Source organism: Flavobacterium frigoris, assembly GCF_900111075.1.
In the GTDB taxonomy this organism is placed as follows: Bacteria; Bacteroidota; Bacteroidia; order Flavobacteriales; family Flavobacteriaceae; genus Flavobacterium; species Flavobacterium frigoris.
The window spans coordinates 117,023-130,298 of sequence record NZ_FOFZ01000004.1 but is presented as its reverse complement, the minus strand read 5'-3'; the positions used below and the strand labels follow the sequence as shown (position 1 = coordinate 130,298).

The following is a 13,276-nucleotide window of genomic DNA, read 5'->3' as shown; positions in this document are numbered from 1 at the left end:
TATGGAAATGCAACAATTTTATTACGACAACAAAATTGTAAAGAAATTCATTTACGCTACCATCCTTTTTGGTGTAGTGGGAATGTCAGTGGGGCTATTAGTAGCCTTCTTTTATCTTTTCCCTAACCTAACAGACGGAATTGCGTGGTTAAGTTATGGTAGGCTGAGACCTTTACATACCAATGCGGTTATTTTTGCCTTTGTGGGGAATGCCTTTTTCGCGGGAATGTATTATTCATTGCAACGACTGCTAAAGGCAAGAATGTATAGTGATTTTTTAAGTAATCTTCATTTTTGGGGTTGGCAACTAATCATTGTTGCTGCCGCAATTACTTTGCCTTTAGGGTATAGCTCTTCAAAAGAGTATGCTGAATTAGAATGGCCTATTGATATTGCAATAACCATAATTTGGGTGGTTATGGGGATTAATATGATTGGTACCATGATAAAAAGGAGAGAACGCCATTTGTATGTTGCAATCTGGTTTTATTTAGCCACTTTTGTTACCATAGCTGTTTTACATATTTTTAATAATTTAGAATTACCTGTTTCGGCTTGGAAGAGTTATTCTGTTTACGCAGGTGTTCAAGATGCTTTAGTACAGTGGTGGTATGGACATAATGCGGTTGCATTTTTCTTGACTACTCCTTTTTTAGGTTTGATGTATTATTTTGTTCCAAAGGCAGCGAATCGTCCCGTATATTCTTATAGATTATCTATAGTTCACTTCTGGTCATTGATTTTTATCTATATCTGGGCTGGTCCTCATCATTTATTATATTCTGCTTTGCCTAACTGGGCACAAAATTTAGGAGTAGTATTTTCAATCATGTTATTAGCGCCTTCTTGGGGAGGTATGATTAATGGTTTGCTAACCTTAAGAGGTGCATGGGATAAAGTACGTGAAGAACCAGTATTAAAATTCTTTGTTGTAGCGATTACAGGTTATGGAATGGCAACTTTTGAGGGGCCAATGTTGTCTCTTAAAAATGTAAATGCAATTGCGCATTACACAGATTGGATTATTGCACACGTTCACGTAGGTACTTTAGCTTGGAATGGATTTATGACTTTTGGTATGATTTATTGGTTAATACCAAGAATGACTAAGAGTAAATTATTTTCGACTAAACTAGCTAATTTCCATTTTTGGATTGGAACTTTAGGAATTATATTATATTGCCTTCCAATGTATGTAGCTGGATTTTTACAAGCTTCTATGTGGAAACAGTTTAACCCAGACGGAACTTTAACGTATGGTAATTTCCTTGAAACGGTTACGCAAATTATGCCAATGTATTGGATGCGTGCTATTGGTGGAACTCTTTATTTAATAGGAATGTTAGTATTAGTTTATAATATTATTCAAACCTTAAGAAATGGTTCTACTATTGAAGATGAATTAGCTGAAGCTCCTGCTTTAGTTAAAATTAGTAATGGAAGAATTAAAGGAGAAAAATTTCACCCATGGCTAGAAAGAAAACCTATTCAGTTAACCATTTTAGCAACAATTGCTATATTAATTGGGGGTGTTATTCAAATCGTACCAACAATTATGGTTAAATCGAATATCCCAACTATTGCAAGTGTAAAACCATATTCGCCATTAGAATTAGAAGGACGTGATTTATACATCCGTGAAGGTTGTGTGGGCTGTCACTCTCAATCTGTTCGTCCTTTCCGTAGTGAGGTAGAGCGTTATGGACCACAATCAAAAGCAGGTGAGTTTGTTTACGATCATCCATTTCTTTGGGGATCAAAACGAACTGGTCCAGATTTATTAAGAGAAGGAGGTAAATACAATGACAGCTGGCATTTTAACCACTTTTGGAGTCCACAAAGTATATCTGCAGGTTCAATTATGCCAGGATATAAATGGTTGTTTGATAATAAACCGATGGATATCTCTTTGACACAAAAGAAAATGGAAGCTATGGTTACATTAGGTGTTCCTTATTCTGATGCCGAAGTTGCAAACGGACTTAAGGATTTAAGAACGCAAGCCTTAAAGATTGAAGAAAGCTTGAAAAACGATCCTGACTTTGTAAAAAGTTATAATGAAAGTAAGAAAAAAGCTGAAGCTAGAGGAGAAAAATTTGTTCCAATGAATGAAAGAGAAATCGTAGCTTTAATAGCATACATACAAAGACTGGGAACTGATATTAAAGTAAAAGATAATACTAAAAACTAAAAGTCATGTTTGAACAAATTAAACACAACATGGAGACGATTTCGGGAGTCGCGATCTATCCAATACTATCACTGTTAATTTTCTTTTCCTTCTTTGTGGGATTGGGTTTGTGGGTTTGGTCTTATAAAAAAGATAAAATTACTGAACTGAGTCAAATGCCATTGAACGATACTTATAAAGGAGAATCAAATAATGATGGTTTATAATAAAAATGAGCCTTTCTTGACAGAAAAGTAGTAATAGTAATCATGCAGGTTTTGACTTCCTCTCCTTTAGAATGGGGGAGGGGAGTTGAGCCTTAAATATAAAAAACAATGAAAAAATTAATCCCAGCCTACGTAAGAGTACCGCTAATTTTCTTTGCCGTTTTTGGAGCAATGGAATATTTCATCGATTCCGGTGATCGCGCAGCTTTTATAAAATTCCCTATGGTTTCCCTATTTTTATTCGTATTTCTATTTCTTTTAATAGCAATAGAAATTACTATGAATGCAGTTGAAGTGATTACGTATCAATTGCTGACAGATGAACAAAAAGCCAAATTAGAGGAAGTTAACAGCATTAGTTTTAAAGAAAGCAAGTGGTTTAAAAGTCTGATGAAAGCGCTTACAAAAACAGAACCAATTGAAAATGAAGGCCAATTATTGTTGGATCATGACTATGATGGTATTAAGGAACTGGATAATAATTTACCGCCATGGTGGGTGTATTTGTTCTATGGTTGTATTGTTTTTGCTGCAGTTTATTTGATTCGTTTTGAAGTTATGGATGGCGATAATCAGGAAATGGAGCTTAAAAAAGAATTGGCTCAAGCCAAAATTGATGTAGCTGAATATATGAAAACAGCACCCGATTTAATGGATGAAAAAACGGTTACTCTATTAACAGATCCAGCTGAATTAGCTATAGGAAAAACCATTTTTACCGCAAATTGTGTTGTTTGTCATAGAGCGGATGCGGGAGGTCAAATTGGGCCCAATTTAACTGATGAAAATTGGATTTTGGGTGGAGGAATAAAAAATGTATTCCATACGTTAGTCAACGGTGGTCGTGATGGAAAAGGGATGATCTCTTGGAAAGGAACACTGAAACCAAAAGAAATGCAAAAGGTTGCTAGTTATGTTTTATCTTTAAGGGGAAGTAATCCTAAAGATCCCAAAGCGCCAGACGGTGAAATATGGGTTGATGATAGTGCTCCAGTAGTTAAATAAAGTATAGTAAAATAAAATACACAAAATGTCAAAGTTGCCAGATGAAGCTTTTAGAGATACCATTGGTACCATCGATGATGAAGGAAATAGAAAGTTCATATTCCCTAAAAAACCTTCGGGTAGGTTTTATGAATATAGAAAGTGGGTTAGTTATTTTTTATTGATTATTCTGATTGCAAATCCTTTTATAAAGGTGAATGGTAATCAGTTCATGATGTTTAACATCTTAGAAAGGCGATTTAATATTTTTGGATTTCCATTCTGGCCGCAAGATTTTTATATTTTTGTGCTATTTATGATAGTGGGTGTAGTATTTGTTATCTTGTTTACAGTCATTTTTGGGCGTATTTTTTGTGGATGGATTTGTCCCCAAACTATATTTTTAGAAATGGTTTTTAGAAGAATTGAGTACTGGATAGAAGGAGACAGAGGAGCCCAAATTAGATTGTCAAAACAGGAATGGAACGCCGAAAAGATTAGAAAGAAGGGGTTAAAATGGAGTGTTTTTTTAGTAATATCTTTTGGTATTGCCAATGTTTTTCTAGCCTATCTTATTAGTAGCGACGAATTGATTAGGATGATTGAAGATGGTCCTTCCAATCATTTGAGTACATTAATAGCGCTTTCCATTTTTACAGGAGTTTTCTATTTCATCTTTGCTTGGTTTAGAGAACAGGTTTGTATTATCGCATGTCCATATGGTAGGTTGCAAGGAGTACTTTTAGACAATAAATCAATTAATGTTGCGTATGATTTTGTGCGTGGTGAAAAACAAGTAGGCCGAGCAAAATTCAATAAACAGGAAGATAGAGAAGTTACTGGAAAAGGAGATTGTATTGATTGCAAACAATGCGTAAATGTATGTCCGACAGGAATTGATATTAGAAACGGAACGCAACTGGAATGTGTTAATTGTACTGCTTGTATAGATGAGTGTGATACTATTATGGATAGTGTGGGATTACCCAAAGGACTAATTCGATATGCATCTGAAGATGAGATAGAGAAAAAAAGCCCTTTTAAATTCACCGCTAGAATGAAAGGGTATACTGCAATTTTAGCCATTTTGGTGGGAATATTGATCGGGTTGTTATTCTTACGTACTGATGTTGAAGCAACTATTTTACGATTGCCAGGACAGCTTTATCAGCATAAAGGGGATAAAATCAGTAATATTTTTACTTATAAAATTATTAATAAAACAAATGGTGATTTTAATGATATTCATTTCAAATTAATTGGGATAAAAGGGACATTAAATGTGGTGGGTAATCAAACGCTTACAGTGCCGAAACAAGGTATGAGCAGTGGAACTTTGTTTATAGAAATCAATCAGTTTTTATTAGAGAATGAAAAAACTAAATTAAAAATTGAAGTTTATGAAGGCGATAAAAAAATAGAAACCAGTACCACTAGTTTTTTAAGTCCACGAAGTTTCGATTGATAAAATGTTAAATGAAGTTATAAAATTATAAAATTCAGGAATATGAAAATCAATTGGGGAACAGGAATCGTTATTGCAATTGCATTGTTTATGAGCTTTATATTGTACTTTGTAATTAAAGTACAAGTAAATTCTAAATATGACAATGAATTGGTTGTAGAAGAATATTACAAGCATGATGCCGTTTTTGGCAATGAAATGAAACGGGTTCAAAATGCTGAGGATTTAGCTGAGAAACCTATCGTTACACAAACTACAGCTGGAGTAACTATAGTTTTCCCCGATGTTTTTGTTCCAAATAAGATTAAAGGAACAGTGTCCCTATATAGACCGTCTAACAAAAAATTAGATTTTGAAACGTCAATTTCCTTATCTAATCCAACTTTGCTCATACCTAAATCAAAATTGGTAGGCGGTCGATGGGACATTAATATGGAATGGCAATATGATGGTAAACAATATCTGACAAAGGAAACAATTTACATTAATTAAGACCAGTTTTGATTGGAAAAATGTTTTTATAATGATATGGAAATACAGTGTGTTACATTGCTTGCAAACTAAGGAAGGTTACTGAAATAAATGCAGAATTTATTTTATCATAAGGAAGAATCATTTTTATTTAATTAGATTAAAAAATCATGGAAAATAGAAACTATACTGTCGCGTACAGAATCATACATTGGGCAATTGCAATTTGCATGATGTTAATTTTATTTACTATATTTCTGCGTTCGACGTGGATGAATAAAAATAGTGTTGCTGACATTATTAGAAATTACTTAGCAACTACGGATCAATCTTTGTCAGATGACCAGATGATTAGTTTGGCAAAACAAATCAGAAAACCCATGTGGGATTGGCATATCTATATTGGTTATGTTTTAGTTGGATTTTTTAGTATTAGAATGTTACTTCCGTTTTTAAACCTAATGAAATTTTCAAATCCTCTTCGCAAAGGACTAACTATAAAAGAAAAATTTCAATATTGGATTTATTTATTTTTTTATGGTTGCGTTGCAATTTCATTAGTGACAGGTTTAATTATTGAATTTGGTCCGAAAAATTTAAAGGGACAAATGGAAGAAATACATGTATTGTCAATATACTATTTACTAGCTTTTATTTTTATTCACTTAAGTGGTGTTTTTGTTGCAGAGTTCACTACAAACCGAGGTCTTATTTCTAAAATTATAAGTGGGAAAAAAAAGGATAAATTTTAAAAGAATATCTAATATGTTATATTCAGCCTTCTTTTTTGGATTAATTAGTAGTTTTCACTGTATAGGTATGTGCGGGCCAATTGCTATGATGTTACCTGTCGATAGAAATAATCCTACTAAAAAAGTCACTCAAATTTTGACCTATCATATTGGTAGATTAACTGCATATGGTACTATCGGACTGGTTTTCGGGTTAGTTGGTAAAGGGTTGTTTATGGCAGGATTTCAACAAAAATTATCGATATTCATTGGTGTTGGTATGATTGCCGTAATTTTAATTCCGGAGAAGACATTCGCAAAATACAATTTCTCAAAGCCTGTTTTCGTTGTGATTTCAAAAATAAAATCAACATTAGGAAGTCAATTTAGAAATAAAAGTTATAAATCATTATTCACGATAGGTCTGTTAAATGGATTCTTACCTTGTGGTATGGTTTATGTGGCCTTGTTTGGTGCAATAGCCATGCAAAATGCCGGTTTTGGGGTGTTCTACATGGTTTTATTCGGATTGGGAACTATACCTATGATGAGTAGTGTCATCTACATTAATTCGTATTTGACTATTCCTATTCGAAATAAAATCCAAAAAGTTATTCCTTATGTTGCAGTTATTATTGGGGTGTTATTTATATTAAGAGGATTAGGTTTAGGAATACCTTATGTTTCTCCTTCTAATATGAGCCTTTTTGTACAAGAAAATCCGCAATGTCACTAAAATAATATTATTAATAATTTAAAATAAATAAAATGGAAAGACACGATTTATTACACGAATTCCCGGAATATCATGATAAAATTCATCAACTAAAAACAGATGACAATCATTTTAAAAAACTATTTGACGAATACAATGAATTAGAACATCAAGTTCATCGAATTAATACAGACGTTGAGGTGGTAACTGATGAACATGCTCATGAAATAAAAGCTAAATTATTATTAATTAAAGACGAGCTATATTCTATGCTGACTAACTAAGAATAATTGATTTTACTGAGCTAATAAAAAGAAAACCATATAAGGCTATAAGTTGCAGTAATTTTAACTTATAGCCTTAAATGGTTTTTGTGTGTTATTTTTTTATAGTTTTTATCGACTTATTCTAAATTGTCATCGAGAATAATTGGGTATCTGGAGCTTTTCGTTTTAAATGTAGGTCAAATGCCATGCATATGTTACGAATATAAGGCTTACCGCTTTCTGTGACTTGAATACTGTCTTTATTGATTTGTAGCAGTTCATCTTTTTCCATTTCTTTTAGTTGAATAAGTACTTCGGGTATTTCTTTGAAATAAGTAGATTCATTTGTCCAGCTAGTTGAAAACTCGCACATTAAATTTAAGATGTGTTTTCGTATGATGAGGTCTTCATCTGTTAACAGATGGCCTCTGAAGATGGGTAATTTATCCCATTCCAAGATTTGGTAATAATCTTCTATTTTTTTCTCATTTTGCGCAAAGCTATACCAGCTGTCGCTTATTGAGGACACACCTAAACCAATCATTAGTTGTGTTTTTGAGGAGCTGTAGCCCATGAAATTACGATGCAGTTCGCCGTTTTCGTATGCTTCATATAAGCTGTCCGTTTTTAATGCAAAATGATCCATTCCTATTTCATAATAACCATTTGCCTGTAGTAATTCCTTACCTATTTGATACAACTTTCTCTTTTCATTATCTTTTGGTATGTCTTGATCTTTAAAGCCACGTTGTCCATTTCCTTTTATCCAAGGTACATGGGCATAGCTATAAAATGCCAAGCGGTCCGGCTGCAACGACTTTGTTTTTTCAATGGTATCAATTACATCTTCTACTTCCTGAAACGGCAAACCAAAAATAATATCGTGTCCTATCGAAGTGTAGCCAATCTCTCTAGCCCAGAAAGTTACTTTAGCTACATTGTGAAAGGGTTGCTCGCGATGAATGGCCTTTTGAACTTTTTCAGAATAATCCTGAACACCAAAACTGACTCTTCTAAATCCTAAATCATATAACTTTTGTAAGTGTTCGTAAGTAGTGTTGTTAGGATGTCCTTCAAAACTAAATTCATAGTCTTTTGCCTTTGTGGCATAACAAAAAATTCCATTAATCAAATCTTCTAAATTTTTAGTAGAAAAAAAAGTGGGTGTCCCACCGCCTAAATGGATTTCTTTTATTATTGGTTTTTCGCCTAGAATTTTACAATATAAAGACCATTCTTTTAAGACAGCATCGATATAAGGATGTTCTAAACTATGATTTTTGGTAATGCGTTTGTTACAACCACAAAAAGTACATAAACTTTCGCAAAAAGGAAGGTGTATGTAGAGACTGATACCTTCTGTGGAATTACTTTCCGCAAACGATTTTTGCAATGTATCGACCCAATTTTGATATACAAAGTCCGCTTCGTGCCAGTACGGGACTGTTGGGTAACTGGTATATCTTGGGCCGGGAACATTATATTTTTGGATTAAAGAATTTTTCATGAGATATCAATTTTCAGTAATCAAAAGTAAATTGATTTTATAAAAATTAAAATGATAATTATCATACTCGGATGGTAGTATAAAAAAAAGCCCCATTCTATTTTTAGAATGAGGCTTATACCTATAGTGCTTTATTATTTTATTCTTGCTTTATATTTCTTAACTGCTTTAGTTTTTCTTTCCAAACGTCTAAACTCTCTTTATGGATAGCAATGTTTTTTCTAACTTCTAAAACAATTGAATTTTCTTTTTTTGCATTTCTTGTGTTAGTAAAAAACTGAATGTTATTTTCCAATTGGAATATTTCATTTTGAACTTCTTCAATCTTGCGCATCAAGAAAATCTTTTCATTTTCTATTTTTCGAGTATCATTATTTTCAGATAAATGATCCATTCGATTAGAAAAACGCAACATGTCTGTATCTTTTTTACTCAAGCTTAATTTTTCAAAAAGCGCATCTAGGATTTTATTAAATTTCCCTTCAATATGCCTTCTCGGAAAAGGAACTTTTCCAAAATTCTTCCACGTTTCAATGTGAAGTTTTATGGCATCTAAATCGGTTTTATGATCTCCTGTCAATTGGTATTCACGCAAAGTTTCTAAATATGCTTTCTTCTTGTCAAAAGCTTCTATTTCTTCAACGCTATCTTCATCTTTTTGCTCTTTTAGCTTATTGAAATAGTGATTGCAGGCATCTTTAAACTCTTTCCAGATTTTATCTGAATATTTTCTTGGAACATGACCTATTTGCTTCCATTCGTCCTGAATTTTCTTCATGATCGGAGTAGTAGCAGCAAAATCAGTGCTTTCTTGTAATTCTTGTGCTTTAACTACCAACGCATTTTTCTTGGCTAAATTCTCATTTTGCTCTTTTTTAATGTCTTTGTAAAATGAATTTTTAAAAGAATTAAAATTTCTTACTGCTAATTTAAAAGCACCCCAAGTGTCTTCGTTAACATCTGAAGGTACTTTTCCTGCAGAGAAAAAAGCAGTTCTTAATGCTTCTACTTTTTCAATTTGAGCAAGCCATTGCGAATGAGCGTTTACTTTTACGGTCGCTAACACGGCAATCGCAGCAATAATTTCTTTTTTCTTTTCTAGATTTTCCAGTTCAGTACCTCTTAGTTTTTCAAATAAAACCTCACGTTTGTCGTGCATTTGTTTAGTCAAATCACTAAATTGGTTCCAGATGACATCACGATGTTCTTTAGAAACAGGTCCTATATCTTCTTTCCAGATTTTATGCAAGTCTTGTAATTCTCTAAAAGCTTTATTTATGTCCGCTTCATTCACAAGTTCCTCAACACGCGCCACAATCTTTTGCTTCTGCTCTAAATTATGTTTAAAATCCAAGTCTCTAGCCTCGCGATCAAGATGTAAATAGTCATAGAAATTTTCTACATGAAAATGGTAGTTATTCCATACGTGATTGTATTTGTCTTTTGGAATCGAACCCGCATTTTTCCATTGGTCTCTTAATTCATTAAAATGCTTTAAAGTATCTTTTATGTTTTCCTGCGGATTGATTAGCTCTTTTAACTCTTCAACAATAGCTAATCTATTTTCTAAATTAGATTTCAAATTCGTTTGTAAACTCTTGAAATGTGTATTTTTATTATCTCTATAAGTAGCGTAAGATTGATCAAACTTAGATTTTAAAGGGAAATGGTATTGAAAATCCTCTGTCGTATCAGGATTTTCGGCAAGATATTCCTCTTTTTTCTCTTCGATAAAATGGTTGTACTGTGTTAAAAAGGCTTTTTTAATTTCTTCAACATGATCTTTAACTGACATAACTTTATCGTTTTCAACCAGAATTTGCAGTTCATCTACAAGTTGCTCCATCGATAATGTATCATAATCTTTCATCGGGATATGGTGACGGTCTTTTAAGGTTTCGTCCTCACTTTCCTCGGCATTAGAATCATCTATTGAGTTTAACGCTTTTTGATTTGCATGTTCAGTGACGGCAGCTGTGTTAGCCACTTCTTCTTCAGGAGTGGAAACAGCATTATGTTCTACAGTCTCTGGTGTTTCAGTAGCGGTATCTTCGGTAATCGCTTCGGTTTCTGTGATTGCAGTCTCCACTTGAACAGATTCATTTGAATCATTAGCTACATTTCCATCTGCTTGTTGCAGGTTGTCATTCTTTTCTTCTAACATTTTTTCAATGTTTAAGGTTCCTATTTTATCGAAAACGAAAGATAGTAAAGGAATATTGAAATACAAAATAATTACCTTATTTATAGTCGTTTTATGTTAAATTTAGAAATTTTTTGAAGCAATTTCCTGCTATTCGCTATATCTTTTTTATCCTAAAAAAGGAGATAAAAAAGGATGCTGCTGCTATGAGAGCTGGTTTTTATAGGATTAATAACGAGTAACTTAGCTGTTTTGTGCTAAGAATAACGTACTGAATTTAAATATCGTGGCGCAGCCATTTAACGCAGGAATATTTTTTAAAGGGGATAATTATTTATTCCAGATCTTCCACGCTTTTTCGGCTTGGAAAACGAGCATATCATAGCCGTTTTTAATTTTTGCTCCTTTTTCTTTTGCCTTTTTTAGAAATTGCGTTTCGGCAGGATTGTAAATCAAGTCAAAAGCGATATGCCTATCTGTGAAGTAGTCGTACGGAATTAATGGAAATGCTTCTGTATTAGGACTTGTACCCACAGGAGTGGCGTTTATTATAATTTGGTAATTGTCAAAAGTAGTCGCATTGATTCGATTATAGTCAATACTGTTTTCTTTGGCCTCTCTGGAGACAAAGGTATATGCAATATCCAATTCATCTAAAGCAAAAGCAACTCCCTTAGAGGCGCCTCCCGTACCCAAGATTAGTGCTTTTTTATGATGTTGCTGCAATAAAGGTTCTAGTGCTTTTTTAAAGCCATAATAATCAGTATTGTAGCCTTTTATTTTTCCTTTTTTTGTAATCTTAATCGTATTGACAGCTCCAATAAGTGCTGCCTTTTTTGATAATTTATCTAAAAAAGGGATTACTGATTCTTTATATGGAATGGTCACACTCAGCCCTTTTAAATCAGAGTTATTTTTTACTACCTCGGTAAATGAGGCAATCGCTTTAATGTCGAAATTTTCGTACGTGTAACCTACAAAATTTTCAGCAGTGAATTTATCGGTAAAATAGCCTTTAGAAAAGGAATAGCTAATATTTCGACCTAATAAACCATATCGTTTTCTTATTATATCGGACATTTTTATTTTTTATGTTTTGCAATGTAATTCTGTACCATTTTTTTTGTCCAAACTACAGGAAACATATCTTCAAGAATAATGTAGTTGTCAAAGTTTAAACGCAAGCCATTACTCAAATGAAATTTTGCTTTCGTGTTGTCTTGAATCATAAAGTACAGTCCGGCTAAACGGTATTCTACTTCATTTTCTTCAGGATAATATTCAGAGGCTTGCAGCAAGGTTTGGATAGCACTTTCAAACTCACCTAAAAACTGAAGGATGTCCACCCAAAATAACCAAGTGTCTAATTCATGATCCCCAAACTCCACTGCTTTTCTGAAGCCAAATTCAGCTTCTTCAAAGAAATTCATATTTTTGTTTATCGTGGCATAGCGCTTCCAGTACAAACGATTTTGATTGTCAATTGCTAACGCTTTATTGACATAAAATAACGCTTTCTGATAGTTTTTTTGTCGTACATAAAAATCGGTGATTGCAATCCATCCTTTATCTAAAAGCGGATCTTCATGAACCGTCTGATTGAAAAATTTAAGTGCTAGAACTTTATTGCCTAATTTTTCATGACATTTACCTATTCGAAGCAAAGCATAACTAGTGGCATCATCTAATTCGATGGTACGGCTGTAACTTTCAATCGCCTCTTGATATTTGTTTAATCGTTCGTAAGCTTTTGCTTTTTCCATGAAAGCACCAAGGAATTCATCATCGATTAAAGTGGCATAATCAAAGGCACGAATGGCATTTTCATAATCTTTTACCCCATAATATAAACGACCCATTTGATGCCAGGCTATTTCGCTATAAGGGTTTTTATCGATGTATTTGTTCAAATAAGCGATCGCGTCTAAATTTTGATCTAAAAATTCAAAACAATACACTACATTATAAAGTGCGGATTGATCATCAAGGTCTTCTTCGAGACATTTGATAAAACTTTGTTTTGCCATTTCTAGATTATCCATAAATAGATATTCCATCCCAATTAAATTATACACATCAGCATAATCATCCGTATATTCTAAAGCAGTATTTAGTAGTTCAACCGCCTTCTCATGTTGGTCTCTTTTCGAATAAATATTTGCTTTTTGAATGAAAATTTCTTCATTCGTAGGTTCGATCGCATATAGCTCATTGAGTAATTTCTCCGCTATATCCAGTTTGTCGTCATACACGAGCATTTCCACTTGAACCAGTTTTAAACCAGTTGATTTAGGGTGTTGATCTAGTGCAAGCTTAAGTGCTTTTTTTGCCAGTGCGGCCTTACCCATATCGAGATAATGAAGAATAATTTCTTCAAATTCTTCCGAGTCAAAAAAGAGCACTTTGTTGGTTTTCAACATAGACTCAAATTTTTTAAGGGATAAGTTATAGTCTTCTTCTTCGTTGCTTAATTGCATACTTTTGTTTTTAGAATTTGGCCTATTTAAAATTAGGCATCCTTACTGCTGTTGCGAAGAAAATTTAGAATTGTTGTGAACAATTTAATTAACAAAATAATAATTATTTATTTAGCTGTT

General features: G+C 33.1%; 12 protein-coding genes. 8 read left to right on the top strand and 4 right to left on the bottom strand.

Annotation, left to right across the window (positions count from 1 at the left end):
- Position 1 precedes the first annotated feature (1 nt).
- The 8 genes from ccoN (at position 2) to BMW63_RS07695 (ending at position 7,047) form a co-directional block, all read left to right on the top strand.
- The gene (ccoN, locus tag BMW63_RS07730) at positions 2–2,191 is read left to right on the top strand and encodes a cytochrome-c oxidase, cbb3-type subunit I (protein WP_074722890.1); all 2,190 of its coding nucleotides are present in this window, start codon (positions 2–4) and stop codon (positions 2,189–2,191) included.
- Between the two features lie 5 nt (positions 2,192–2,196).
- A complete protein-coding gene (locus BMW63_RS07725; protein ID WP_074722889.1) occupies positions 2,197–2,397 on the top strand; it encodes a cbb3-type cytochrome c oxidase subunit 3 in 201 nt (66 codons plus the stop codon).
- Positions 2,398–2,505: 108 nt separating this feature from the next.
- Positions 2,506–3,402: a cbb3-type cytochrome c oxidase N-terminal domain-containing protein gene (locus BMW63_RS07720; RefSeq protein WP_074722888.1), complete on the top strand. Its 897-nt coding sequence runs from the start codon at positions 2,506–2,508 to the stop codon at positions 3,400–3,402.
- A 25-nt stretch (positions 3,403–3,427) separates the two neighbouring features.
- Entirely contained in the window at positions 3,428–4,846 is a 1,419-nt protein-coding gene (gene ccoG, locus BMW63_RS07715) for a cytochrome c oxidase accessory protein CcoG (RefSeq protein ID WP_074722887.1), read from the top strand.
- Positions 4,847–4,888: 42 nt separating this feature from the next.
- Entirely contained in the window at positions 4,889–5,338 is a 450-nt protein-coding gene (locus tag BMW63_RS07710) for a FixH family protein (RefSeq protein ID WP_074722886.1), read from the top strand.
- 149 nt (positions 5,339–5,487) lie between these two features.
- Positions 5,488–6,069 carry a cytochrome b/b6 domain-containing protein gene (locus BMW63_RS07705; RefSeq protein ID WP_074722885.1) on the top strand — a complete coding sequence of 194 codons (582 nt, stop codon included), beginning with the start codon at positions 5,488–5,490 and terminating at the stop codon, positions 6,067–6,069.
- A 13-nt stretch (positions 6,070–6,082) separates the two neighbouring features.
- Positions 6,083–6,784, top strand: coding sequence for a sulfite exporter TauE/SafE family protein (locus BMW63_RS07700; protein ID WP_074722884.1), 702 nt, complete (start codon positions 6,083–6,085; stop codon positions 6,782–6,784).
- Positions 6,785–6,816: 32 nt separating this feature from the next.
- Positions 6,817–7,047, top strand: coding sequence for an HP1242/YdcH family protein (locus BMW63_RS07695; protein ID WP_074722883.1), 231 nt, complete (start codon positions 6,817–6,819; stop codon positions 7,045–7,047).
- A 124-nt stretch (positions 7,048–7,171) separates the two neighbouring features.
- Here the strand turns inward: BMW63_RS07695 and hemN are convergent, their stop codons facing one another.
- The 4 genes from hemN to BMW63_RS07675 all read right to left on the bottom strand — a co-directional run bounded on the left by hemN (position 7,172) and on the right by BMW63_RS07675 (position 13,156).
- Positions 7,172–8,536 (bottom strand): oxygen-independent coproporphyrinogen III oxidase, encoded by a 1,365-nt coding sequence (gene hemN, locus BMW63_RS07690; RefSeq protein ID WP_074722882.1) that lies wholly within the window; start codon positions 8,534–8,536, stop codon positions 7,172–7,174.
- Positions 8,537–8,675: 139 nt separating this feature from the next.
- Complete coding sequence (locus BMW63_RS07685) at positions 8,676–10,700, bottom strand: DUF349 domain-containing protein (RefSeq protein ID WP_074722881.1); 2,025 nt, start codon at positions 10,698–10,700, stop codon at positions 8,676–8,678.
- Between the two features lie 309 nt (positions 10,701–11,009).
- Positions 11,010–11,759, bottom strand: a complete 750-nt coding sequence (locus BMW63_RS07680; protein ID WP_074722880.1) for a shikimate dehydrogenase family protein — start codon at positions 11,757–11,759, stop codon at positions 11,010–11,012.
- A 2-nt stretch (positions 11,760–11,761) separates the two neighbouring features.
- Complete coding sequence (locus BMW63_RS07675; protein WP_074722879.1) at positions 11,762–13,156, bottom strand: tetratricopeptide repeat protein; 1,395 nt, start codon at positions 13,154–13,156, stop codon at positions 11,762–11,764.
- Between the last annotated feature and the right edge of the window lie 120 nt (positions 13,157–13,276).